A 26,332-nucleotide genomic window follows, 5' to 3' on the forward strand; every position below is an offset into this window, starting at 1 on the left:
GGGAGAGGTGCTTTTTAAAGAATTTGGGGGAAATACCCTTCATCCTAACCTTCTCTCTGAGCCATATATGGTACAAGAGAAGGGACTTTCAATAGAATTTCAATGATGTAAGTGACGCATCAGATATCAAATAAATGATGCAGATTACTTAACTAATTCTTTTTCCAATCGCACCAAACAATCAGATGTAATATCTGCAATTGTTTTCGCACCCGTTAAAGTCATCGCAACGCGCATTTCTTTATCAATTAAATCGAGTAAGTTACTTACACCTTCACCGCCTGCAGCACCTAAAGCGTAAACAAATGCACGACCCAACATACAAGTATCTGCACCTAGCGCTAGCATACGAACAACATCTAAACCGTTACGAATGCCTGAATCTGCAAGAATTTTAATATCGCCTTTTACAGCATCTGCAATGGGTGGCAAGGCACGAGCTGAAGATAAAACACCATCTAACTGACGACCACCATGGTTTGAAACCACAATACCATCTGCACCAAAACGTACAGCATCCTTGGCATCTTCAGGGTCTAAAATCCCTTTAATGACCATTGGGCCATCCCAAAATTCACGAATCCACTCTAAGTCTTTCCATGAAATAGAGGGATCGAAGTTATTGCCTAACCAGCCAATATAATCTTCTAAGCCTGTTGGTTTACCTAAGTATTTTGAAATATTCCCTAAGTCATGCGGACGCCCCATCATGCCCACATTCCAAGCCCAATGCGGATGGAAGCAAGATTGCATATAACGACGCATTGCTGCATTTGGACCACTCATACCTGAATGTGCATCACGATAACGTGCGCCCGGAACAGGCATATCCACGGTAAATACCAATGTAGAACAACCAGCTGCTTTTGCACGTTCCAATGCATCCTTCATGAAACCACGGTCACGCAGTACATAAAGTTGAAACCACATTGGACGTTTAATTGCAGGCGCAACTTCTTCAATTGGACATACAGAAACTGTAGATAGCGTAAATGGAATGCCTTTTTTATCTGCTGCGACAGCCGCTTGAACTTCTCCACGACGCGCATACATCCCTGTTAAACCTACAGGTGATAATGCAACAGGCATCGATAAAGTTTCATCAAACAATTTTGTTTCAAGGCTTAGTTCAGACATATCGTTTAAGACACGTTGTCTAAGTGCAATTTTTGATAAATCTTCTACATTACGTTTAAGCGTATATTCCGCATAAGCTCCACCATCAATATAGTGGAATAAAAATGGCGGAAGACGTCGCTTTGCGGCTTCACGGTAATCGTTCGCAGAAGAGATAATCATAATTTAGATCCTGTTTAATCGACTTGCACGCTGTTGACGAGCTTCTTCCTCATCAATCGAGCGTACTTGTTGAATGACAAACTCAATATGTCCACAAACTGCCTGACGTGCAGCTTCTGGATCTTGACGTTCAATTGCAGACATGACATTAAAATGTTGATCTTGCAATTGATCAAAACGATGTGATTCTGAGTAAACTTTGCGTCGACCCAAAACCACGTTAAATTGAAGTAAATCGAATAAGCTACGCATCAGCTGAATAAGAACAACGTTGTGAGATGCTTCGGCAATAGCAAGATGAAATTTTGCATCTGCTCGAGCTGCTTCATCATCATCACCAAAACCTTGGTAATGCGCAATTTCGTCATAACATTCGCGAATTTTTACAATATCTTCGGCTGTTGCTCGTTGCGCTGCATACCAAGCTGTACCACCTTCAAGAATTAAACGAGACTCTTGAACATCAAAACGATACTCAGGATCTACATCAATTAAATTACTTAAAGGTTGCACAATACTTTGTTGCGACCAATGAATTGGCAATTGTTGTAAGTAATTTCCAGCACCAACTTTGCTTAATAACAAACCTTGGCTGATCAATTGCTGTATCGCTTCACGTAAAGATGAACGTGATACACCCAATTGCTCACATAGCTTTCTTTCAGCAGGCAAACGGTCTCCGACTTGCATATTGTTCTGTTCAATTAATATGCGTAGACTTTGTACAATTTTGTCGGAGACTTTCATTCAATCCTGTCCTTTATTGCGTGTTATGGAATCATCCACGGGAACACATAAGCTTGTAGCGTAATAATAATACCGATCATTACTGTGAACGTTATACTGTGTTTAACCGTAAAACGGAATAAGTCGGATTCTTTACCCACAAGACCTACTGCCGCACATGCAATTGCAATAGATTGAGGTGAAATCATTTTACCTGTTACACCACCACTGGTATTGGCAGCAACAAGTAGAACTTCAGGTACACCAATTTGTTGAGCTGTAGTCGCTTGAAGTGCAGAGAACAACGCATTTGCCGATGTATCTGAACCTGTTAAGAACACACCAATCCAACCCAAAAATGGCGAGAAGAATGTAAACGCACCGCCCGTATGTGCAAGTGCTAAAGCAAGCGTTGCAGACATACCCGAATAGTTCGCAATAAAGGCAAAAGACAACACCATACCAATTGAATAAATTGGTGTTTTTAACTCACCTACAGTTTCACCAAAAGCATTCAAGGCATCTTTCGGTTTCATTTTTAGATAAATAATGGTGATGATGGCAGCAATCATAATTGCAGTACCTGTCGCAGATAACCAATCAAATTTATAAATGGCATCGTAATCAGTGATTTCAGGAACTACAGGTGGCATTTTTTGAATCATTTGATGCAGAAATGGCACTTTAATTGAGAACACTAAATCATTTAATGGACCGCCTTTTACGAACAAATCTTTAAATGGTTTGATACTCCAAAGGGTAACCATTGCTGTTAATACCGCAAATGGCGACCATGCTTTCACAATTTGACCTAGGGTATATGTTTTACGTGCTGCCTCAGCAACAGCTTCATCCACTTTTGTCTCTTCATCTTGAAAACGGAAAATATGTTTCGGTTTCCAAAATTTAAGCAATACCGTTAAGCTCACTAACGCTGCAATAGCTGCAGTAATATCGGGTAATTCAGGACCAACAAAGTTAGATGTTAAGTATTGAGCCAATGCGAAAGATCCACCACCTACAAAAATTGCAGGCCAAGTTTCTTTCACACCACGCCAACCATCCATAATCGCCATAATCCAAATAAGAACAATTGGCACCATGAACGGTAATTGACGACCGACCATTTGGCTAATTTCCATTGTATCTACGCCAGAAACCTGACCAGCAACAATAATTGGAATACCCATTGCACCAAAGGCTACAGGTGCAGTATTCACAATTAAGCACAAACCTGCTGCATATAAAGGTTTAAACCCTAAACCAACAAGTAATGCTGCTGTAATTGCAACAGGTGCGCCAAAACCTGCGGCACCTTCTAAGAAAGTACCAAAAGCAAAGCCCACCAATAACATTTGTAAACGTTGATCTTCTGTAATAGATAGAATCGAAGAACGAATAATATCGAACTGACCTGTTTTTACAGAAATTTTATATAGGAATAATGCGCCAATGATGATCCATGCGATTGGCCATAAACCATATAAAAAGCCATAACCCAAAGAAGCAAATGCCATTTGCGTTGGCATACCGTAAGCAAATAAAGAAACAAGCAAAGCTAGGACAACGGTTATTGTTCCTGCCACGCTACCTTTCATACGAAAAATAGCGAGTGCTAAAAAGAAAAATACAATTGGAATAAGTGCAACAATACTTGAAAGCCAAATATTGCCCATAGGGTCATAAATCTGTTGCCAATTTTGTAGCATCCTCTTCTCCATGAAATGCTATTTTCTACTTAACAGTAATCTTAAACACCCATATTGGTATGACCAATATTAAGTTAAGCAAAAAAATTATTCAAAAATTACTTTTTAATATTAAGATTTGTTTCTTTTAAGATCAATATAAAAGATTAATATAATTATTGGTCATACCAATTATTGTGCTTTTAAAAGTTCTGTTCATAACCACTTAATTTTTCAAAAATCAGTAAGTTATTGATTTTAATCACTATGAAAAATTCATGATTTTACAAAATCTGTTGCTTACTACTTTAGTCGATATAAGTGAATAATGGCTTTTGTAGATCGTTTAGATCTAGAGTAAAAAGCAAAGCACCCATCACTTTTCAAACTTTAATAAACGTTATTTATCATTATTTTATTTATTCTTAAAAATGCACATTTAAAACTTTAATCTTATTATCCTCTTTCAAAACTGCTTATTTAGCTTCTATTGCAATTTTTAATGGTTTTAACAGCCATCTCACAAAATTAAAAAGCCACATTGCATCAATTCAATATGGCTTTAAATGTTAAGGAAAATTATCTCTGCTCATTACACAGCACATTCTCACCTCGTTTTTTTGATTTCATTTTGACAGAGCTAAAAATGATACCGAAACAAATAAATACCGCTCCAATAATAATGTTCAAGGTTAGTGCCTCCCCCCATAACGCATATCCAAAAAATAAGCTTAAGATAGGAATAACCATAATTGAAATGGATGCGACAACCGCATCAACCTGACTAACAATCCAATTCCACAGTGCAAAAGCAAATCCTGTTCCAATCACAGCAATATAAAACAGTAATCCATCATTCACTGGATTAAGCCAAACATGGGAATTAACTGGCTCAAAACAAAGTGATGCTAGCAATAAAATGACACCACCTAATAGCATTTGCCAAATGGTCAATTTCATTTTGTCGTATGTAGCAAAATATTTTTTGCTATAAACCGTAGTCGTTGCCCAAAAAAAGCCTGAAACAATCAGAAATAATTGCCCAAACAATGAGAAATTCAGATGAATATCATGTAACTGCGTCCAAAGTATTGAAATCAAACCAAATGTTCCAAGAACTAATCCTAAAATTTTTTGCGCGGTTAAGCGTTCATTTAAAAAGTAATGTGCCAATATCCCAATAAAAATCGGCATAGTAAAAACCAAGATCGCAGAAAGCCCTGAATCGACAAACTGCATAGCAAAGGTTTGAGTTGCATAAAAACCAAAGCAAAGCAACATGCTAGAAATAATTAACCCTTTCCACTCTTCTCGAGCAGGAAAGACTGACCGCTTTAAAAGTAATTGAACGATAATTAAGGTGAAAGCAGCCAAGATCAGGCGCACTGAAATAAACAAAAATGGAGGGAATATTTGCAAACTATGTTTGACCAACCCCCACAACGAACTCCAAACCAAACAAAGCAATCCAATTGCGCTCATGACTCTCAAATTCATTATTTGTGCTCTGATGATTTAATTTGAAATTATTTTAAACAAAATAAACCATCACGAATAATGTTATGTTTTAATATATCCATCATTTTTTTTAATACCATTAAATAAAATTTATTCCTAGATTATGTTATGCCTTGAATATGCATCACGATCATAATGTAATTTTGCTTAAGGGGGCGCCATGAATATCGACATTAACGACATCAAGTCTTTTGTTACCGTTGCCGAATTAAAAAGTATCACTGCTGCTGCCAATAAGCTGAACTACCTACAATCGAATATGACGGCTAAAATCAAAAAAATTGAAAATCACTATGACCGACAACTTTTTATTCGCCAACCGAAAGGTGTTGAACTCACTGAATCGGGATTACATTTATATAGCCAATACAAAAAAATGCTGTTTACTTGGGAAGAAACTGAAAACAAAATTCATCAACAAAAAAAATTCTTACGCTTTGGAACCAATGCTAGTTTAGGTGGTATGCGTTTCTACCCTGCTTTTCAACAGCTTTATGAAACCTATCCTGACCTTTCGATTACCATGAAAACAGGCGCTACAGGTTTCATTGAAGATGAAATTTTACAAGGACATTTAGATATTGCCTATATACTAGGAAAGCCCCAACACAAGAACCTGCAATACATTCATAAAGCAGACGACCACTTGGTTTTGATTGGAAAAAACTTAATTAACTCAAATGATTTTAGAGACGGAATTAATCATCAAAATATTTTATTGGCTTCAACCGAATGTTGTTATGCCAAAACATTAGATCAACTTTATATTGATCATCAACTGAATAAAGGTCAGTTAACGCATATTTATGATTTGGAAGCTCTAATCCAATTTACTCAGCTAGGCATAGGAATTTCAATGATTGCCAAGTCACTTATTTCAAAATATAAGATTCCATACTATATGAATATACCTGAGCAATATCGTAATATTGGACTGTATTTAATTGCACGTCATGATCACATATTCACACCTATTGAAAATCAATTTGTCGGACTAAATGATACGCGCCCCCATCTAAACACTTAGAATTTGACTAAAAAAAAAACAATCTTTTATTTCAGGGTCAAAATCACTCATGAGATTTATTAAATTTGTTGCTTAACGAATTTTTTGAAAAAAATTTCTTTTTAAAAGTGATACAATAACAGCCATATATCTTCTCCTAGGTCACCACTTGGGTGCCTATTATTCAAAATCGTTAGGATGAACAATGTCTGATAACGCAACTATCTTACAGAATGTACCTGTAGGCAAAAAAGTTGGTATCGCCTTTTCTGGTGGTCTAGATACTTCTGCTGCTCTTTTGTGGATGAAACAAAAAGGAGCTGAACCTTATGCATACACTGCAAACTTAGGTCAGCCAGATGAAGATGATTACGATGCGATTCCTAAGAAAGCTGAAGCTTATGGCGCAGTTAAAGCACGCCTAGTTGATTGCCGCTTACAACTTGCATTAGAAGGTATTGCAGCAGTTCAATGTGGCGCTTTCCACATTTCTACTGGTGGCGTTCCTTACTTCAACACAACACCTTTAGGTCGTGCAGTAACAGGTACTATGCTTGTTACAGCAATGAAAGAAGATGACGTAAACATCTGGGGTGATGGTTCAACTTATAAAGGTAACGACATTGAACGTTTCTACCGTTATGGTTTGTTAACTAACCCTGCGCTTAAAATTTATAAACCTTGGTTAGACCAAACGTTTATTGATGAGCTTGGTGGTCGTGCGGAAATGTCACAATTTCTTATCGATAACGGCTTTGACTATAAAATGTCAAAAGAGAAAGCATACTCAACAGATTCAAACATGTTAGGTGCAACGCACGAAGCAAAAGATCTTGAATACCTCAATGCGGGTATCAAAATTGTTGATCCAATTATGGGCGTTGCTTTCTGGAAAGAAGACGTTGAAATTGCTCCTGAAGAAGTATCAATTACTTTTGAAGAAGGTTTCCCTGTTGCATTAAACGGCAAACGTATCGAAGATCCAGTTGAGTTCATCTTAGAAGCAAACCGTATTGGTGGTCGTCATGGTCTAGGTATGTCTGACCAAATCGAAAACCGTATCATCGAAGCGAAATCTCGTGGTATTTACGAAGCTCCAGGTATGGCACTTCTTCATATTGCTTATGAGCGCCTAGTAACAGGTATTCATAACGAAGATACAATCGAACAATACCGTATCAACGGTTTACGTTTGGGTCGCCTTCTTTACCAAGGTCGTTGGTTCGATTCTCAAGCGCTTATGCTTCGTGAAACAGCTCAACGTTGGGTAGCTAAAGCAATCACAGGTACTGTGACTTTAGAACTTCGTCGTGGTAATGATTACACCATCATGAACACTGAATCTGAAAACCTGACATATGAAGCTGAACGCTTAACCATGGAAAAAGGCGATTCAATGTTCTCTCCTATGGATCGTATTGGTCAATTGACAATGCGTAACCTAGATATTACAGATACTCGCGCTAAACTTGGTATTTATACAAATACTGGTTTATTGGCTGTTGGTACAGGTTCTGCTGTTCCACAATTAAAAGACAAAAACTAAGTTTTAGTTTGCGTTCAAAAAACCGCGCTTTTGCGCGGTTTTTTATTATCCCAAGAAAATAAATCTCTTTTAAGATCAAAAAAATTAATAAAGGAGATCTTATATTTAAATTTTTTTTGATTTAAGCCAGCATCTATCTTTTATTTTACTTATAGACTTGAAGTTAAAATAGAAGATAAAACCAAGTCTGAAATTGTTTTTCTCACTTTAATAATGAAGAGTTTCCACTTTTAAATAGATCAAAACTTTAGTACTTAAGTTCCATCCACAAAAATAGCAAATATTTACTTAAATCTATCTCTTTATTCATTTTTGCGGTTACCAATTTCACCCCATTTCGATTATCATTTGTTTTATTTTTTAGTAAGAATTATTTTGAATACGATAACCTTGCTTCAACCCGATGATTGGCATGCTCACCTACGTGATGGACTCTCTCTAAAACGTACAGTACCTGATCTTGCAAAACAATTTTCTCGTGCAATCTGCATGCCGAACTTAGTTCCACCTGTTAAAACTGTGGAAGAAGCAGAAGCATATCGTAGTCGTATTATGGAACACGTGCCTGAAGGTGTTCATTTTGACCCTCGCATGGTTCTTTACTTTACAGATCAAACATCCCCAAAAGAAATCTTAAAAATTAAGAATTCTGAAAATGTAAATGCAATTAAGCTTTATCCTGCTGGCGCAACGACTAATTCAGATAATGGCGTAAGCGACATTAGTAAAGTTTATGCTGTTATTGAACAATTAGAAAAGCATCAAGTGCCATTATTGTTGCATGGTGAAGTTACACATAATCATGTCGATATTTTTGACCGTGAAAAACGCTTCTTAGATGAAGTACTTTCACCACTCATGAAGCAATTCCCAGGTTTAAAACTTGTTTTAGAACATATTACAACAAGTGAAGCAGCTAACTTTGTTTTAGAGCACGATCGTAATGTGGCTGCAACTATCACACCTCAACATTTATTATTTAATCGTAATGATATGTTGGTAGGTGGTGTTAAACCGCATTTCTACTGTTTGCCAATTTTAAAACGTCAAACACATCAGCAAACATTATTAGAAGTTGCAACAAGTGGTAACCCTAAATTTTTCTTAGGAACAGACAGCGCACCGCACTCTAAAAATGCTAAAGAGAATGCATGTGGTTGTGCTGGATGTTATAGTGCGCCTACTGCCATCGAGTTATATGCTCAAGCCTTCGATCAAGTTGGTAAAATTGATCGCCTAGAAGGTTTTGCAAGCCATTTCGGTGCAGACTTCTACGGTCTTCCACGTAATACCAATACTATTACTTTGGTGAAAGAAGACCAAACTATCCCTGAAAGTTTAGACTACTTGGATGGTGAAAAAATTGTCCCACTTTATGCGGGCAAAACGATCCAATGGAGAAAATTGTGACAGACGAAACTCTACCAATCATTGGTCAGCGTTTCCGTGGCTTCCTACCTGTTGTTGTTGATGTAGAAACAGCAGGTTTCAATTCACAGACCGATGCATTATTAGAAATCGCAGCGATTCCTATTATTTACAATGAGCAAGGTCAATTTGTTCCGGGCGAAGCGTATCACGCGCATATCAACCCATTTGAAGGCGCAAATTTAGACCGCAGATCTTTAGATTTTATTGGTATTGATCCATTCAATCCAATGCGCGTTGCAATGGCGGAAGATGAAAAAACTGCGTTAAAACGTATTTTTAAAGCTGTAAATGATGTCCGTCGCCAACAAAATTGTACGCATGCTGTTTTGGTGGGTCATAATGCGCATTTCGATTTAGGTTTTGTACAAGCAGCAATTGCACGTACTGGAACTAAAAATCAAAATCCATTCCACAGCTTTTCGGTTTTCGATACAGTAACTTTAAGCGCTGTGATGTTTGGTCAGACTGTACTTGCTAAATCTTGTATTCAAGCGGGTATTGAGTTTGATGGCAAAGAAGCGCATTCAGCTTTATATGACACACAAAAAACTGCGGAACTTTTCTGCTTTATTTTGAACAAGCTTGCACCACACCTTGTAGATACTCTCCTATCGTCTGAACAATAAGTTCGTGCGATAAAAGCACCCTAGATATTCGTTTTTAATATTTCATGAAATGTTAATGATTAATATCATCTTATAGGGTGCTTTTTTACATCTAATCACACCTCCTCAGCACACAATTTGTATTTTTAATAATCAATCAATCTAATTTTAAATGTAAATAATTCTCATTCATATTGAATATCTTGTTTTATTAAATGATAATCGCTTTCTTTTAGATTTATATCTACATCTCCTCTTATGACATTTGCTCGTACTTACATTAGTTGTGCCATTTTTTCGATTATCAGTGCATCTATCTATGCAAATGATGAAACGCCTATACGAAGTAATGATACCGAGAAATCATCGGTGCAATTATCTCCACTTGTTTTAAAAGCAGCGGAGGATAAACAGCACATTGGTCAGACTGTATATACAAAAGAAGATATTGAAAAAACACCAAATAGCTCTAAAAATATTACTGATTTTTTAAAAGTAAATCCGAATGTGCAGTTTTCCAATAAGGCAAAAAATGGTTTACAACAAGGAGAACTCACACCTTCTGATATCAGTATTAATGGAGGTATGCCCTATGAAAATAAATATTTAATTAATGGCATGAGTGTAAATAACAACATCAACCCAATTGGGAGTAAAGAATCTAACGATCCCACAAATTTAATGGGAACGACACAAACCGTTGCCGTAAATACAGATTTACTTTGTGATATCACTTTACTCGATAGTAACGTTAGCGCGGAATATGGAGAGTTCACAGGTGGTGTTGTAAGTGCAGAAACCTGTAAACCCAAAACAGAAGTTGGAAAAATCCACGGCAACATAAGTTATGACTACACAACCGATTCATGGTCTAAAATCAACTTTCCCGACTCAGACTCATTAGAAGATTTCGAAAATTCTAATAGTGAAAAAAATCAACCTTACTTCACCAAACAAGGTCTTAGTACAAATATTTATGGAAATTTAACTGATACTTTGGGCTTTAATGCCTATGGCAGTTATAGACATTCAGCAATACCACTAAAAACCAATTTAAATGAACCTAAAAACTTTGAACAAACACGAGAAAGTCACAATGGTGGTTTAGAATTTTTTTATACACCATCCGATACAACTGAGTTAAAAGTTGGCGCTCAATTCTTTGAAAATAAAGGACTCTATTTCAAGGAAGATATTCTAAACTCTGAATCTACACATGTTTCAGATAGTAAGAGTATTTACGTTGATCTTAAAAACAAATTAGATACTGTCACACTAAAACAACATCTCAACTATCAATCTCAAAATGCATCAAGAGAAGCTGCTGACAACTTATATATATGGGCAAAATCTGATTCAAAAAATTGGAATTCTAAAAAAGCATCTCAACAAGAAGGAAATTTAGGCGACTTAGCACAAGAAGAAAAGAAACTTGAATACAGTGTTACGGCTGAATTTACGCCAATTGAAACTCATTTTTTAACACACACTTTTAAAGTTGGTGCTGGACTAGGTCACTACGAAGCAAATTCATCTAGAGCAAATAACACCTACTCTTACGCATCTTTAAATAAACCTCAACGAGCAGAAAATTGCATCGACAATGGATTAGAGCTAGAAGATTGCGACCCATCTACAGGTCAAGTTTTTGACAAACGTAAAGCCTATTACGCTCATAATATCAATATCGAACAAAATAGATGGAATGCATTTATTCAAGATTCAATGCATTATAAAAATTATGTGTCATCAACTATTGGCGTACGATTCGATTATGATTCATTAACTCAAAATAATAATATCGCACCACGAACAAGCTTTAACTACAAACCTTTTGGTAATAATCGTTTAACTTTTACAACAGGATGGAACCGTTATTATGGTTTAAATTCATTTTCAAATGAATTATCTGATCGTTTAGATCAATATCAAAAAGATGAAAATCGTGTTTCTGAAAATGGTCATTGGACGAATGAATGGAAACCTGATGCTAATTTTGGCAACATTAACTACCGCTCAAAACTAAAATCACCTTATTCTGATGAAACAGTATTTGCTGTACAAACTCAGTTTGCAAATACCAATGTCGTTTTAAAATGGGTTGGACGTGATAATAAAGATCAAGTTAAAACCATCTTAAAAATAAAAGATCCAAAGTTTAATCAGAAGAATACATACCACTACGATAATTCAGGTCTATCTACATCTGATATCTATACGCTTTCAATCAACAATATAACTCCCATACATATTGCAAACAGCTCACATCGTTTTAATTTAGCACTTGATTATACAAAAACAACGCGCAATTTCACCGACTACACAAGTAGTTCATCGAATACACCTGAAGTCATTTATGATGGTGAAAAAATCAGTTCAGATTTTATTCCTGCCTCAAACTACAATACGCCTTGGACAGCACGTTTAAGTTGGGACATTGGATTTGATCATTTACCTTTAACTATTTCTAACTTTTTTAGCTATAAAGCAGCAGCCGATGCAATGAAAGTAAAATATAAAGTTAATCTCGAAGATGGCATCTATGATGTCTATACGCCATATGAAACAAAACCTTCTTTTAGTTGGGATATGCGTACAAGCTATACAATTCCAAGTACTAAAAACACTCAAACTATATTAGGTTTGACAATTAATAACCTCACCAATCATAAAAATGAATATCTTGATACAGGTATAGCAAAACCTGAAATTGGACGACAATTCATTGCCGATATTACTTTCAAATTTTAATATTTAATTCAAGGGCTCAATTGGGCCCTTTTTATTCATTCAAATATTGCTCTTAACTTATCCAAACAACCTATAAATTCATAATACTTATCAGAAAAATCTGATTTACGTGAATATTCACTCTTAATATACTTAAATTATACCTTTCAATAATTTTTTTGATTATGCAATCTCCCTCTAAACCGTCACAGCAATCGCCTGCTGACGAAAGCTCTCCTGCGCTTAAGCGCGCAATGACATCTCGTCACTTAATTATGCTGTCTTTAGGCGGTGCAATTGGTACAGGTCTTTTTATGGGATCTGGTCAAGTCATTTCACAAGCAGGCCCCTTAGGTGCTGTTCTTGCCTATATTATTGGCGGTTTAATTGCATATATGGTCATGCTTTGCTTGGGTGAACTTGCAGTGCATTTACCCGTTTCAGGTTCATTTGGTGCATTTGCCTCTAACTATATTGGCCCTGGAACAGGCTATATGGTGTCTTGGATGTACTGGCTAGGTTGGTCAGCAACACTTGGAACAGAATTTACTGCCGCAGCAATTTTAATGCAAGAATGGTTTCCTCAAACCTCTATTTGGTTATGGACGCTCATCTTTGCCTCTGGTGTACTTATCTCCAATTTAAGTTCAACACGTACATTTGCCGAGTCTGAGTTTTGGTTATCTTTCATTAAAGTCGCAACTGTTCTCGTTTTTATTATGGTTGGTTTTGCCTGCATTTTTGGCTTTGTTCCATTCCAAGGCTATGAATCTGCACCAATGTTCCACAATTTAACTGAACATGGATGGCTACCCAATGGACTTATACCTCTGTTCACCACTTTATTAATTGTAAACTTTGCCTTTAATGGTACGGAAATGATTGGTATTGCTGCAGGTGAAACAGAAAATCCTGAAAAAAATATTCCCAAAGCCATTCATGCCGCGGTTTGGCGTTTAATCATTTTCTTTGTAGGAACCATTATTGTTATTAGTTCTTTACTTACATATACAGATGCAGGTCTAAATGTAGGTGGACATGGTGGATTAAGCAGTAGCCCATTCGTTTCTGTATTTAATTTAATGGGTATTCCTTATGCAGAAGATATTATCCGTTTTGTTATTATTACTGCATTATTATCGACTGCAAATTCAGGGCTTTATGCCGCTTCACGTATGATGTGGGCTCTTTCAGCACAAAAACAATTACCCAAAATTTTTGGTAAATTATCCAAAACAGGTATTCCATATGTAGCTGTATTGGTAACGATGATTGGTGGCTTACCCGGCTTATTGTCTGAACAGTTTGGTGCAGATGTCATCTTTAAAAACTTAATGGGCATTGCCGCATTTACCATGGTGATTGTCTGGATGAGTATTTGCTGGAGTCAGTTTAACTTCCGTCGCCAATGGTTAAAACAAGGACATTCGGTTTCTGAACTAAAATTCCGTACGCCATGGTTCCCACTCGTACCTATTTTAGGCTTCCTTTGCTGTACAGCAACAGGACTAAGTATGGCGGCAGATCCTGAAATGCTCTCAGGATTCATTGGTTGTTTACTATTTATGACTGCATGTTACGCAATTTATTATGGTCTTTATCATAAGAAGAATTAAACAATTAAGCGCAATCTTGAGATTGCGCTTTTTTTATCATCAAATTTTAAGAAAAGTTAAGTATTGTATGGTCTAAATAAATATCTAAATTAGTTCACTTTTAAAATATTTACCAAAAATTAAACAATCAGCGCATTAATATCAAAAAAACTAAGTTTGTGGTTTGACAGCTTTATAAAAACCCAATAACATACGCATCACCTCAAAACGTCCCTATCGTCTAGAGGCCTAGGACATCGCCCTTTCACGGCGGTAACCGGGGTTCGAATCCCCGTAGGGACGCCATATATCGCACCATGCGATCACTTGTTATACAAAATCATTATAATTTCATTGCAGATTTGTAGTTTTTCACTACAATGGTCGGCTTCATTTATTATTTATTTTTGATAATCCTATGCACTCATCTCCGAATGATGCTTCGCATCAGGGCAATTCTGCGCCTTTAAAACGCGCTATGAGTACTCGACATTTAGTCATGATTTCGCTTGGTGGCGCAATCGGGACTGGCCTATTTTTAGGGTCGGGTGAAGTCATTGCACAAACGGGGCCAGTAGGTGCCATCATCTCTTATTTCTTAGGCGGCGTTATCGCATATATGGTAATGCTATGCTTAGGAGAACTTGCCGTACACATGCCTGAATCTGGTTCTTTCGGTGCCTATGCGAAACGCTATATTGGTCCGGGAACAGGCTATACCATTACATGGTTATATTGGCTTACTTGGTCAGTTACGCTTGGAACTGAATTTACCGCTGCTGCATTATTAATGCAGGAATGGCTACCAGACAGCTCAATGTGGATGTGGACGCTTATTTTCGGTGCTTTCGTGTTTACCTTAAACATGATTTCAACCAAATGGTTTGCCGAATCTGAATTTTGGCTTGCCTTAATTAAAGTAATTACTGTTGTTGCGTTTATTCTTTTAGGTTTACTCGCAATATTTGGTGTACTTGGTTATCGCGGTTTCGAATCTGCACCATTATTTACGAACTTAACTGCTCAAGGTTGGTTCCCAGAGGGATTATTCCCTATTTTCACAACCATGTTGATTGTGAACTTTGCCTTTTCAGGTACAGAGCTTATTGGTGTAGCAGCAGGTGAAACTCAAGATCCTGCTAAGAATGTACCCAAAGCAATTAATACCGCTATTTTCCGCTTACTCATTTTCTTTGTAGGCACCATTATTGTTGTGACTTCACTTTTACCTCATCAAGAAGCAGGTCTTGCTGCTGAAGGTGTAAGTAGCAGTCCATTCGTAACAGTATTCCAGCACATTGGTATCCCATACGCTGAAGATATTATTCGCTTCGTGATTATCACTGCATTATTGTCTGCTGCAAACTCTGGTTTATTTGCCGCATCTCGTATGATGTGGTCACTTTCATACAAAAAACAGCTCCCTGCTGTATTTTCTAAAGTGAATAAACGCGGTATTCCATATGTCGCTGTTACTGTAACCATGATTGGTGGTTTGCCAGGTTTGCTTTCTGAGCAATTTGCACCTGAAACAATTTTCACCAATTTGCTTGGTATTGCTGCATTTACCATGGTTGTGGTTTGGATGAGTATTTGCTTAAGCCAATTTAATTTCCGACGTCAATGGTATAAAGCAGGACGTACAAAAGAAGAGTTAGGCTTTGCTGCCCCACTTTTCCCTATTGTGCCCATTCTTGGCTTCCTGTTCTGTTTTGTTACCTGTGTAAGCATGGTCTTTGATCCAGCAATGCAAATTAGCTTCTTTGGCTGTTTAGCATTTATTGGTCTTTGTTATGCAAGCTATTATGGGCTTTACCATAATAAATCTGAATAAGATGTGAATTAGAAAAAGAGTAACTTCGGTTACTCTTTTTTATGCTTAAATTTTAATGGCGATCTACTTTCATATTGGCAACTTAATCTATAAATATGAATAAAGTTGATTCATTTACCATCATTATTTCAATAAATTCGCCAATTATGTTGATAAATTACCCACTCGTTTCATTATCATGTTTTTTTTGCCGAAAAGCGTTTGACACCCTAGCCTTTTCAACCTAATATACGCCCACCTCTGAAACGTCCCTATCGTCTAGAGGCCTAGGACATCGCCCTTTCACGGCGGTAACCGGGGTTCGAATCCCCGTAGGGACGCCAATTTCAGAAGTAATGTTTGTATTAAGTCCCTATCGTCTAGAGGCCTAGGACATCGCCCTTTCACGGCGGTAACCGGGGTTCGAATCCCCGTAGGGACGCCACAAACTTTCAATTGAAAGAACATGGTTTTACAAATAATTACTTCAGCTGTCCCTATCGTCTAGAGGCCTAGGACATCGCCCTTTCACGGCGGTAACCGGGGTTCGAATCCCCGTAGGGACGCCATATTCGAGATGTTAAATTTATTTAATTATCTCACAAAAAAGCCCAAGCATAATGACTTGGGCTTTTTTGTGTTTGTATGTTTAATACATTTTGATTTATAACAAATAAGCCGTTCTAGATAATAAAATTAAACCGAGATAATTAAACCATGCAAATTAAACTATTTCACTTACCCAACTCTAGATCGCAACGTATTATCTGGCTATTAGAAGAACTACAATTAGAATATGAAGTTATTCAATGCTCAATGCAAAACAATGATTCAGGACTTAAACAACTCAAAGCACTAGATTCATCTGCAAAATTTCCGACAATTCAAATCACCCAGAATAATGAATTTTTCATATTGAGTGAAACAGCAGCAATTATGGAATATATGATTTTCTCAACAAAGAAACTTGATTCTTCAAAGTATTTCAATGAAGAGTATAAAAACTTCTGCTATTGGAAAAACTTTTCTGAAGCAACATTTCTTCCAGATCTAGTCTTAAAACAAGTTTTTCATCAACTTATTATTCAATCCCCTTTCCCTCTTCATATTTTTCCCAAAGTCATAAAATATGCTTTTGATAAAGCCTATTTAAATCCATTACTTGAACAACACATACAAAAAATTGACACACATTTAACTCAATATGGATACTTCGCAGGAAACTCTTTTAGCATTGCTGATCTTTTATTATGGTTTCCAATTTCCGCATATTGGTCTGCTCAACAAAGCGATCTTAAATTCCCTCATATTTGTTCTTATCTTGAAAAAATCAAAAATCGCGATTCATTTAAAATAGCCTTAGAAAAAGGACAGTGGTCTCCATCTATTTTTCAAGAGTATTGGAAAGCATCATGGTAATCTAATATTGGCTAGCTGCAATCAACTCACGTGTATAGTCAGTTTTTGGATGCTTAAAAAGCGCTTCTGTTTCCTGAAATTCCATGACTTGCGCATGATGTAAAACTAAGACTTTTTGGCATAGCGCTCTCACAACGTGTAAGTCATGACTAATGAATAAATAACTCACGCCATCTTCTTGCTGTAAACGACGTAATAACACCACAATTGAGCGTTGAGTCGTTCTATCTAAGGCTGATGTGGGCTCATCTAAAATAATAAGTTTAGGCTTTAAGACCAAAGCACGAGCTAAAGCAATACGCTGACGCTGCCCGCCTGACAATTCATGTGGATATCTGGTTTTAAATGATGCCGGTAAATCTACCTTTTGCAAAGCATCATCAACTAAATTTAAAATTTGGGTCTTTGGAAGATTTTTAAGACTTAAACCTTCTGCAATGGTTTGTTCCACCGTTAACCGTGGATTTAGACTACTAAAAGGATCTTGGAATACAATTTGAAATTCACAGCGTAAAGGTCGAAGAGTTTTTTCAGAAAGCTGATTTAAATCTTGTCCTAATAACGCAATTTTTCCATGACTTTCAATTAAACGTGCAACTGCCAAAGCAAGTGAACTTTTACCTGAACCACTCTCACCTACAATACCAATTGATTCACCATGTTGAAGCGCTAAATGCAAAGGTTCAACAGCAGTCACATAATCTTTCACACGATTCAACAATCCACGTTTAATTGGAAATCGAACAGATAAATCTTCGAGCGTTAATAATGGCGTAGATGTTTGTATTTTGAGAGCATCACCAAAATCGTGATTTAGTAAATTTTTCGTATACGCTTGCTGTGGACAATTAAAGAGTTGATCTACGCCACCCAGTTCTTCAACTTTACCCTTATTCATCACAATTACTTGATCTGAATATTTACGCACTAAATTTAAATCATGGCTAATTAAAATCATCGCCATATTTCTTTTTCGTTGCAATGATTTGAGTAGATTTAAAATTTGTGCCTGCAAAGTAACGTCTAATGCTGTTGTCGGCTCATCTGCAATTAAAATAGTTGGATCTAAAGCCAACGCCATAGCAATCATTACACGCTGTCTCTGACCGCCTGACAGCTCGTGTGGGTAGCGCTTTAGCTTCTCCTCGGGTTCAGGTATACCCACATCATTTAACAACGCTATAACACGCTCTTTGACTTGTTCTTTACTTAACCCTTGTAAGATAAGTGTTTCACCAATGATTTTTTCAACACGATGAAGTGGATTCAATGCCGTCATGGGTTCTTGAAAAATCATGGAAATTTTATGACCACGAATTTGCCTTTTTTCTGCTTCAGATAAAGATAGTAATTCTTGATCTTCAAATTGAACGTTACCTTGCACCACTAAACTTTTTGGCAATAAACCTAAAATAGCCAAACTGCTGATCGATTTACCCGAACCACTTTCTCCCACAATAGCGACTGTTTCGCCTGCACGGAGCTGAAAGCTTAAATCTTCAACCAAGTTTTGATCATGATGTTGAATATTTAAATGTGCAATATCCAACACGATTGGAAGATTATTGACGTCTTGGATCGAATGCATCACGCGTCGCCTCCCCAATATAAATGAGTAAAGATAAAACAATAGCTAGGGTAAAAAAGCCTGAAAGTGCAAGCCAAGGTGCGCTTAAATTATTCTTTGCTTGTAATAATAATTCACCCAAAGATGCAGACTCTGGAGGCAAGCCATATCCTAGGAAATCTAAAGCGGTTAATGCTGTAATATTTGCAGTAAGCATCAATGGAAGCTGTGACAAAGTTGAACTCATCGCATTGGGTAAAATATGGCGAAATATAATGGTTCTATCTTTTACACCTAAGCTTCTTGCCGCTCGAACATAATCAAAATTTCTTGCTCTTAAAAATTCTGCACGAACCAATCCAACCAATGCCGGCCAACCAAAGATCAACATAATGATAAACAACCAATAAATACTTGGCGTAAACATACTGACTAAAATCATCACCATAAAAAGCATAGGCAAACCGCCCCACACTTCTAAAATGCGCTGACCAATCAGATCTATCCATCCCCCATAATAGCCTTGAATTGCACCCACAATAATACCAATACATGCAGAAGCCAACGTCAAAGCAAAGCCAAACAAGAGTGACAATCGAAGACCATATAAAATACGTGCAAGGACATCTCGACCTTGATCATCTGTTCCTAACCAATTTTGAGATGTTGGCGCAGATGGTACAGGAACAGCTAAATCTAAATTTGGTGATTGGTACGAAAATTCAATTAAAGGCCAAATCACCCAACCTTTTTCTTTAATTAACTGAATAACCGCAGGGTCTTTATATTCTGCTTCGGTTTCAAAAACACCACCGAAAGTCGTTTCCGGATAGCTTTTTAATACAGGCACATAATATGAATCATCGTATTTCACCAACAACGGTTTATCGTTGGCAATAAATTCTGCACACAATGAAAAAATAAATATGACAATAAAAATAATAAGACAGGCAAAACCAAGTTTATTGGCTTTAAATTTTTCTATTCGAGCCTGCATGATCGGTGACATTATTTTACACCTCTCGAATCGAAATTAATTCGTGGATCAATCACTTGATAAAGCACATCACTCAATAACCGAAGCAACAAACCCAACAGCGTAAATAAAAATAATGTGCCAAAAATAACAGGATAATCTCGTTGAACAATGGCTTCAAAACCAAGCAAACCTAAACCATCTAAATTAAAAATAATTTCAATAAATAGGTTTCCAACAAAGAAGATACCAATAAGTGCCTCAGGTAAGCCTGCAATCACAATCAACATTGCATTACGAAATACATGTCCATACAACACACGGCTTTCACTCAAACCTTTTGCACGAGCAGCAAGTACATATTGCTTGCTTAATTCTTCCATAAAGGAATATTTGGTTAAATAAGTCAGTCCTGCAAATCCACCAATCACCATTGCCAATAAAGGCAAAGTCATGTGCCAAAAATAATCTTTAATTTGCTCCCAAAAACTTAATTGCTGGAAGTTTTCAGACACTAAACCTTGCAATGGGAACCATTGTAAATATGTTCCACCTGCAAAAAATACAATCAATAAAAGTGCAAAAACAAAAGCAGGAATGGCATATCCAATGGCTAATAACATTGATGTTGCTTTATCAAAAGCCATGCCATGTTGTTTGGCTTTCTTAATCCCTAATGGAATTGAAATGAAGTAAATGAGCAAAGTGCTCCAAAGCCCTAAAGACAATGAAACAGGAAGCTTTTCCCACAGAAGTTGGGTAACAGGTTTATCTTTAAAAAAACTTGTGCCAAAGTCGAAATGTAAATAGCTTTTCAACATAAGCCAAAAGCGTTCATAAGCAGGTTTATCGAAGCCATATTGCGCTTCAATTTTCTTCACCATTTCATCGCTTAAACCTTTGGCACCTTGGTATTTACTCGATTCATTTGCCGTTTCACCAACAGATGTAGTTTGTCCAATACCTTGAAAAGCCTCTGCCTTTTGTATGGCTTGCTCTACAGGCCCACCCGGTGCAATTTGAATGACCACAAAATTAATCAATAAAATAAAAAATAATGTCGGAATAATCAGCAATAATCGTTTAAAAATATAGGCGCCCATGTTCAATCCCCAAATGATGACATGTTATTGCTTACGCAAATATTGCGTCACTTTATTGGCTTTTACAGGATTACTCCACCAATAATCGACACCAACTGAAAGCCTTGGCTTCACTTTTGGTTGCTCGTACATATTCCAATATGCCAACCAATTTTCACCTTTGCCATAGGTCAAAATTTGATAATAACCTGAACGCAATAAGCGATCTAAAACTTTGGTTCGAATAATAAGCTGTTCACGGTTAGGAGCATGAATCACAAGTTGAATTGCTTGATCAATTGCAGGATTTTTAATACCCGCATAATTATAATTTCCTTGTTGATCTGCAGCTGCACTTCCCCAGAATTGTGCTTGCTCATTCCCCGGATTTAAAGATTGAGGTAAAGCATTCGTCGTCATATCAAAATCTGCACGGCGCATGCGCTCAATATATTGTGGCACATCAATTTGTCGTACGTTTACATCAATACCTAAGCGTTTTAAATTACGCACATACGGCATAAGTGTGCGTTGTAAACTGTCTTGAAAAATTAAAAACTCAAATTGAATAGGCTGACCATCTAAGCCCAATAATTTTCCATTTTTATACCGATAACCTGCTTTTAATAATAATTGTCTTGCTGTTAATAAATTTTGACGATTAAAACCACTCGCATCCGATACAGGTGATTTCAAATGACCTAAAACACTTTGCTTTTGAATGGGGTGCAATTTTGCTAATAGTGGATTTAAAATTTGCATTTCAGCTGCACTCGGCAAACCTTTGGCTTCTAACTCACTATTTGAAAAATAACTTTGCAAACGCTGATATTGATTATAAAACAGTGCTTTATTCTGCCATTCAAAATCGTAAGCCAAACTTAAAGCCTGACGAAAACGAATATCATTAAATGGTTTTTTACGCGTATTAAAAACAAAACTTTGCGTTGTTGCAGGATTATGATGCTGAAACTTCTGCTGAACAATTAAACCTGAATTCACAGCAGGAAACTTATAAGCTGTCACCCATTTACGTGCCATATATTCTTCATGATACGTATATTGACCCGATTTAAACCCTTCAAAAGCAACGTCTAAATTACGGTAATACACATATTTTATGTGATCAAAATTATATTTCCCTTTATTCAAAGGAATATCTTTTGCCCAATAATTTGGATTCCGTTTATAGGTAATGCTCCGCCCTGCATCTATACGTTCAATGGTATATGGGCCTGAACCTAAAATGGGTTGCATGGTGACTTTGGTGAAATCACGCTTTTGCCAATCTTTTTTGGAATAAATAGGCAGGCTTGCCAAAATTAAAGGCATTTCGGAATTACTTTCAGACTTAAAGGTCATTTTCACTTGATGTTTAGACAAGACTTCTGTTTTTGCCAAATCTGCAATATACATTTGCAAACCCGGATTCGACTTGGTTTGATAAGCATCAAAGCTAAATTTTACATCTTCTGCTGTAAGCGGTGTTCCATCACTAAAACGAGCCTTTGGATTAAGATGGTAAATCACAAACTTGGTTTTGACAGGATCAAAAGTGACTTTCTGAGCAATTAAGGGATACATCACCCCAGGTTCATCGAGTGAGCTTTTCATTAAAGAATCGAAAATATAATCGATACCTTCAACAGCACTGCCTTTACCATTCATGGCATTCAAGTTATCAAACGTTTCTTTACCCGACATGCTGAGATAACCACCTTTAGGCGCATGCGGATTGGCATACGGCATAGCAGGTAAATTTGCATATTTAGGGGTGTTATGAATGGCAATATAAGAAGTGGTCTGCAATGCAGACCACCCATATTGTGTTGAAAATAAAAGACTTGTGGCAAAACAAACGCGTTTTACCCATCGAACTGTCATAAAGACATCATTCCTTTGTCAAATGCATCATTAAAGATTTGGAACTTTAATAACATCCCCTAAACGAAGTGAAGTATTCTGTTGAATATCATTTAAGTCTGCAAGTGTTTTAGTATCTGTTCCATAACGTTTTGCCAAACCAATTAAAGTGTCACCACGCTTAACCGTATAAGATGTAACGAGTTTTGGAATCGAAATACTTTGACCTACTCTTAAACCCGACTTAGCAGTCAAATCATTCATAGATGCAAGCTCAGAAACACTAATACCCACACGACTTGCAATAGAATTTAAAGACTCACCCGATTTTACACTGTACTTCTCTGTATTTTTCGCAGATACAGCTGAAACAGTGCCTTTTTTCGGAGTTTCTACATTTTGTTTAGATGAAGCTGAGTTTGTAGATGTAGATGAACTTGAACCTTCAAGCTTTAAACGCTGTCCAACACGCAAACTGGCATTAGAAGATAAATCATTAAAATCTGCCAATTGACTGATTTGTAAATCATATTTACGTGCAACACTACTTAAAGTTTCACCCGATTTCACAACATGAATATCTGGCTTTTTCTCTGCAACAGTTTCAACTTTAGCTGTAGCTTTTGGCTCATCACCAGTAAGTTTTAACTTCTGTCCTACACGCAAACCTGTATTACGACTAATGCCGTTGATATTGGCAATATAATCCATTCCTAAATTATATTTATTCGAAATAACAGATAAAGAATCACCCGATTGAACGGTATAAGTATCTGGAACATTCGATCCTGCAGGAACTTTTAATGTTTGTCCTGCTTGCAGTCCCTTATTGCTTGCAATGTTATTTAAACTTGCTAACTCTGTAAGGCTAATTTTAGCTTGTGTTGCAATGCTATAAAGCGTATCACCACGTTGAACCGTATAATTTTCAACTTTATAACTTGGTGTAAATGATGCGTTGTCCGACTTCGTGCTTGTCGGCTTATCATCCGCTTTTGCATTTGATACAGAAACTTCATTTACAGGCACATTAATTTTTTGCCCTACCATCAAGTTACTACCTGAATTTAATCCAGGGGTTAAATCTGCCAATTCTTGATTAGACAATGCATAACGATCTGCAATCAGTTTTAAAAATTCACCGCGCTTAACCACATAAGTTTTGGTTTGAACTTTGACTGTTTTATTCGATGTAGACGTATCACGCTTAGAACTTGAATTATCTTTAAGCGAAAGCTTTTGCCCTACCAATAAATTACTTGTGGTCGATAAATTATTAAAGTCAGCCAATTGCTTAACAGATAAACCAAACTGTGCTGCAACCGTTGTTAAAGAATCATTTGGCTGAACATTATATGTTTCAGGCTGCGTTTTTGGCTTAGCGTCTACTACAGGTTTCGCATCATATAAATAGATGGTTGTACCTGCGTATAACATTGCGTTTGGATCAATTTGGTTCCATTTCGCAACATCACGCCAGTTCACACCATTTTTCAATGCAATAGTTGCTAAAGTATCACCTGAAACTACATTATAAGTACTACGCTTACCTTTTGGTGCAACCACAACCACTTCAGAATCTGTCTTAATGAAGTTCTTACCTTCATTACGTTTTGCTTCGTCAGAATCTGGTTTTGTATTATCTGCAACAGATTTAGGATACGAGAAGCCTTTTGTCAGCTCTTTTCCTTCTTGCTCTGCAACAGACAAACTGGTTTGAATTGCAGTTAACTTAATTTTTCCATCATAAGGATCGACAATTTCAGTCCCTTGAGGCGCAAGACGTTTAAGTTCTGCAATCACTTGGTCTTGTTCAGCTTGAGATGCTACAGGTTTAAGCACATCTTCTAGCTTTTGGGTTGCATCTTCAGCTTTTAAAGCCGCTGTAATTTTTTCACGTTCAGCAGCAGAAATTGGGGGTTCAACACTCACTTGTTTCACATTTACCGCAGGTGTTACTGCTACAGGAATACGCGGTGCACTTGGAATATCTGCGCTATTTGCAAAAGAGGCTAAAGCATTTGAGCCTCTAGGCGTAACAGCTAAATGTGAGGGTGTTTTAGCACTCGCTGTTAATACTGGTACAGTTGTAGCAACAGGCGTTTTAACCGTTGCAACTGGTGTAGTTACAGGCTTTGGCGTAACTGAAGTTTGCAAAGCAGGTGGCGTTGTTTTACTTGGCGTAATAGTCGTCGATGAACTTGTGCTATTTGATGATGCCAACCAAGAACTTGATGATGAAGCACCACCTAACTTTTTCAATTTTGCATCTATAGATGGGCTAACATCGGCAGGAATTAAAATACGCATTGGGCTTTCGCTATCAATACGTTCACCACGATGTGCTGGGTTTAAAGCATATAATTCAGCACGACTTAACCCTGTTAAAGATGCAATATCACTTAAATTAGCCGTTCCAACGTTCACTTCTCTAAAGTGAGGACGGTTCGCAATAGGTGGCAAACTTACACCATACTTGCTCGGACTTTTTACAATTTGTGCAACAGCCATAAAACGTGGCACGTAATACATGGTTTCTTGCGGTAATTTCAACGACCAATAGTCGGTAGGTAAACCCGCAGCTTTATTGCGATTAATTGCCTGTTGAATACGCCCCGGACCTGCATTATAGGCAGCCAATGCCAATTCCCAAGAACCAAACTGATTATAGAGTGCGCCCAAAAACTCATAGGCAGCACGTGTAGATTCAACAACATCACGTCGACCATCGTACAAATTGGTTTGTTTCAAGCCATAAATACGACCTGTACTTGGAATAAACTGCCATAAACCTGCTGCGGCTGCGCTACTTGTTGCCGCAGGGTCATAAGAACTTTCAATAATTGGAAGTAAGGCTAATTCTGTCGGAATACCGCGACGTTCAGCTTCTTTTACGGTGTGATATAAATAACGCGATGCACGTGCGCTCAAACGATCAATATACGGTTGACGCGACATAAACCAACTACGCTGTGCATCAATACGCGGATTCCACTGATCTGTGTTCATTTTAAAACCAACGCTCATGCGCTTCCACACATCACCATGCTTCAAAACAAGTAAACGATCACCCTCTACGGCACGCATATCTGTTGCAGAAAGTAAGTCTTCTAAAGAGTCCAAACTGTTTGCATCTAAATAGCCACCACTTAGTTGTTTTGACTTTGAAGAACCACTTGCACTTTGACTTGAAGCACATCCTGTCATTAGCCCTAAAGCAACAAGTGCAGATCCTACTGCTGTAATTTTAAATATTGATGGTACTGTCGGTTGCCACACTAGCGTGGTTGGTTTATACATAAGGAATCCAAACAAATCGTATAAATTATTTTTAATATAGACATTGTAATGAAGCATTACAGCGACACAAGGCTATAATTTACTGCTATTCATGTATAAATGTTACAAGAAATTAAAAAATTAAGATTTAAACCACTTAATCGATCAATTTGCGATATACAATAGCAC

General features: G+C 37.1%; 17 protein-coding genes and 4 tRNA genes. 12 read left to right on the forward strand and 9 right to left on the reverse strand.

Going from position 1 to position 26,332, the window contains the following annotated elements:
• Nucleotides 1–144 precede the first annotated feature (144 nt).
• From lldD to GTK57_RS00975, 4 genes are all read right to left on the reverse strand, one after another.
• A complete protein-coding gene (gene lldD / locus GTK57_RS00960; RefSeq protein ID WP_163120879.1) occupies nucleotides 145–1,299 on the reverse strand; it encodes an FMN-dependent L-lactate dehydrogenase LldD in 1,155 nt (384 codons plus the stop codon).
• A 3-nt stretch (nucleotides 1,300–1,302) separates the two neighbouring features.
• Nucleotides 1,303–2,046, reverse strand: coding sequence for a transcriptional regulator LldR (lldR, locus tag GTK57_RS00965; RefSeq protein ID WP_163120880.1), 744 nt, complete (start codon nucleotides 2,044–2,046; stop codon nucleotides 1,303–1,305).
• Between the two features lie 23 nt (nucleotides 2,047–2,069).
• Entirely contained in the window at nucleotides 2,070–3,734 is a 1,665-nt protein-coding gene (gene lldP / locus GTK57_RS00970; protein WP_152873904.1) for an L-lactate permease, read from the reverse strand.
• A gap of 558 nt (nucleotides 3,735–4,292) precedes the next feature.
• Nucleotides 4,293–5,210 carry a DMT family transporter gene (locus GTK57_RS00975; RefSeq protein ID WP_163120881.1) on the reverse strand — a complete coding sequence of 306 codons (918 nt, stop codon included), beginning with the start codon at nucleotides 5,208–5,210 and terminating at the stop codon, nucleotides 4,293–4,295.
• Nucleotides 5,211–5,391: 181 nt separating this feature from the next.
• On the opposite strand from GTK57_RS00975, the gene GTK57_RS00980 reads away from it, so the two are divergent.
• The 12 genes from GTK57_RS00980 (at nucleotide 5,392) to GTK57_RS01035 (ending at nucleotide 17,376) form a co-directional block, all read left to right on the forward strand.
• Entirely contained in the window at nucleotides 5,392–6,258 is an 867-nt protein-coding gene (locus GTK57_RS00980) for a LysR family transcriptional regulator (protein WP_163120882.1), read from the forward strand.
• Nucleotides 6,259–6,442: 184 nt separating this feature from the next.
• Entirely contained in the window at nucleotides 6,443–7,783 is a 1,341-nt protein-coding gene (gene argG / locus GTK57_RS00985; RefSeq protein ID WP_163120883.1) for an argininosuccinate synthase, read from the forward strand.
• A 375-nt stretch (nucleotides 7,784–8,158) separates the two neighbouring features.
• Entirely contained in the window at nucleotides 8,159–9,193 is a 1,035-nt protein-coding gene (gene pyrC, locus GTK57_RS00990; protein ID WP_152873908.1) for a dihydroorotase, read from the forward strand.
• The gene (gene rnt, locus GTK57_RS00995; protein WP_152873909.1) at nucleotides 9,178–9,840 is read left to right on the forward strand and encodes a ribonuclease T; all 663 of its coding nucleotides are present in this window, start codon (nucleotides 9,178–9,180) and stop codon (nucleotides 9,838–9,840) included. The genes pyrC and rnt overlap by 16 nt, the downstream gene beginning before the upstream one ends.
• Before the next feature lie 237 nt (nucleotides 9,841–10,077).
• Nucleotides 10,078–12,570: a TonB-dependent receptor plug domain-containing protein gene (locus GTK57_RS01000; protein ID WP_163120884.1), complete on the forward strand. Its 2,493-nt coding sequence runs from the start codon at nucleotides 10,078–10,080 to the stop codon at nucleotides 12,568–12,570.
• Between the two features lie 164 nt (nucleotides 12,571–12,734).
• On the forward strand, nucleotides 12,735–14,165 hold the full coding sequence (locus tag GTK57_RS01005; protein WP_163120885.1) for an amino acid permease: 1,431 nt from the start codon (nucleotides 12,735–12,737) through the stop codon (nucleotides 14,163–14,165).
• 209 nt (nucleotides 14,166–14,374) lie between these two features.
• Nucleotides 14,375–14,450, forward strand: a tRNA-Glu gene (locus tag GTK57_RS01010).
• 112 nt (nucleotides 14,451–14,562) lie between these two features.
• Nucleotides 14,563–15,978, forward strand: coding sequence for an amino acid permease (locus GTK57_RS01015; protein WP_163120886.1), 1,416 nt, complete (start codon nucleotides 14,563–14,565; stop codon nucleotides 15,976–15,978).
• 247 nt (nucleotides 15,979–16,225) lie between these two features.
• Nucleotides 16,226–16,301, forward strand: a tRNA-Glu gene (locus tag GTK57_RS01020).
• Between the two features lie 25 nt (nucleotides 16,302–16,326).
• Nucleotides 16,327–16,402: transfer RNA gene (locus GTK57_RS01025), tRNA-Glu, on the forward strand.
• A gap of 48 nt (nucleotides 16,403–16,450) precedes the next feature.
• Nucleotides 16,451–16,526, forward strand: a tRNA-Glu gene (locus GTK57_RS01030).
• A 148-nt stretch (nucleotides 16,527–16,674) separates the two neighbouring features.
• Entirely contained in the window at nucleotides 16,675–17,376 is a 702-nt protein-coding gene (locus GTK57_RS01035; protein ID WP_163120887.1) for a glutathione S-transferase N-terminal domain-containing protein, read from the forward strand.
• 1 nt (nucleotide 17,377) lies between these two features.
• On the opposite strand, the gene GTK57_RS01040 is transcribed toward GTK57_RS01035, so the two are convergent.
• Genes GTK57_RS01040 through GTK57_RS01060 form a run of 5 tightly spaced genes read right to left on the reverse strand, consistent with a single transcriptional unit; the run spans nucleotide 17,378 to nucleotide 26,164 of the window.
• Complete coding sequence (locus GTK57_RS01040; RefSeq protein WP_163124518.1) at nucleotides 17,378–18,964, reverse strand: ABC transporter ATP-binding protein; 1,587 nt, start codon at nucleotides 18,962–18,964, stop codon at nucleotides 17,378–17,380.
• The gene (locus GTK57_RS01045) at nucleotides 18,939–19,952 is read right to left on the reverse strand and encodes an ABC transporter permease (protein WP_163120888.1); all 1,014 of its coding nucleotides are present in this window, start codon (nucleotides 19,950–19,952) and stop codon (nucleotides 18,939–18,941) included. Before GTK57_RS01045 ends, GTK57_RS01040 begins: the two co-directional genes overlap by 26 nt.
• A complete protein-coding gene (locus GTK57_RS01050) occupies nucleotides 19,952–21,022 on the reverse strand; it encodes a microcin C ABC transporter permease YejB (protein WP_163120889.1) in 1,071 nt (356 codons plus the stop codon). The genes GTK57_RS01045 and GTK57_RS01050 overlap by 1 nt, the downstream gene beginning before the upstream one ends.
• Nucleotides 21,023–21,046: 24 nt before the next feature.
• Nucleotides 21,047–22,885 (reverse strand): extracellular solute-binding protein, encoded by a 1,839-nt coding sequence (locus GTK57_RS01055; RefSeq protein ID WP_163120890.1) that lies wholly within the window; start codon nucleotides 22,883–22,885, stop codon nucleotides 21,047–21,049.
• 30 nt (nucleotides 22,886–22,915) lie between these two features.
• Nucleotides 22,916–26,164 (reverse strand): LysM peptidoglycan-binding domain-containing protein, encoded by a 3,249-nt coding sequence (locus GTK57_RS01060; protein WP_163120891.1) that lies wholly within the window; start codon nucleotides 26,162–26,164, stop codon nucleotides 22,916–22,918.
• Between the last annotated feature and the right edge of the window lie 168 nt (nucleotides 26,165–26,332).

Source organism: Acinetobacter portensis (genome assembly GCF_010646905.1).
Classification (GTDB): Bacteria; Pseudomonadota; Gammaproteobacteria; order Pseudomonadales; family Moraxellaceae; genus Acinetobacter; species Acinetobacter portensis.

Bases quoted from the DNA above. Each gene is read 5' to 3' on its own strand.
- GTK57_RS01015 (WP_163120886.1), top strand. From the start codon at position 14,563: ATGCACTCATCTCCGAATGATGCTTCGCATCAGGGCAATTCTGCGCCT.
- lldR (WP_163120880.1), bottom strand. From the start codon at position 2,046: ATGAAAGTCTCCGACAAAATTGTACAAAGTCTACGCATATTAATTGAA.
- GTK57_RS00975 (WP_163120881.1), bottom strand. From the start codon at position 5,210: ATGAATTTGAGAGTCATGAGCGCAATTGGATTGCTTTGTTTGGTTTGG.
- GTK57_RS01000 (WP_163120884.1), top strand. From the start codon at position 10,078: ATGACATTTGCTCGTACTTACATTAGTTGTGCCATTTTTTCGATTATC.
- GTK57_RS01055 (WP_163120890.1), bottom strand. From the start codon at position 22,885: ATGACAGTTCGATGGGTAAAACGCGTTTGTTTTGCCACAAGTCTTTTA.
- GTK57_RS01050 (WP_163120889.1), bottom strand. From the start codon at position 21,022: ATGGGCGCCTATATTTTTAAACGATTATTGCTGATTATTCCGACATTA.
- lldP (WP_152873904.1), bottom strand. From the start codon at position 3,734: ATGCTACAAAATTGGCAACAGATTTATGACCCTATGGGCAATATTTGG.
- rnt (WP_152873909.1), top strand. From the start codon at position 9,178: ATGGAGAAAATTGTGACAGACGAAACTCTACCAATCATTGGTCAGCGT.
- GTK57_RS01035 (WP_163120887.1), top strand. From the start codon at position 16,675: ATGCAAATTAAACTATTTCACTTACCCAACTCTAGATCGCAACGTATT.
- argG (WP_163120883.1), top strand. From the start codon at position 6,443: ATGTCTGATAACGCAACTATCTTACAGAATGTACCTGTAGGCAAAAAA.
- GTK57_RS01060 (WP_163120891.1), bottom strand. From the start codon at position 26,164: ATGTATAAACCAACCACGCTAGTGTGGCAACCGACAGTACCATCAATA.
- GTK57_RS00980 (WP_163120882.1), top strand. From the start codon at position 5,392: ATGAATATCGACATTAACGACATCAAGTCTTTTGTTACCGTTGCCGAA.
- GTK57_RS01045 (WP_163120888.1), bottom strand. From the start codon at position 19,952: ATGTCACCGATCATGCAGGCTCGAATAGAAAAATTTAAAGCCAATAAA.
- GTK57_RS01005 (WP_163120885.1), top strand. From the start codon at position 12,735: ATGCAATCTCCCTCTAAACCGTCACAGCAATCGCCTGCTGACGAAAGC.
- lldD (WP_163120879.1), bottom strand. From the start codon at position 1,299: ATGATTATCTCTTCTGCGAACGATTACCGTGAAGCCGCAAAGCGACGT.
- GTK57_RS01040 (WP_163124518.1), bottom strand. From the start codon at position 18,964: ATGCATTCGATCCAAGACGTCAATAATCTTCCAATCGTGTTGGATATT.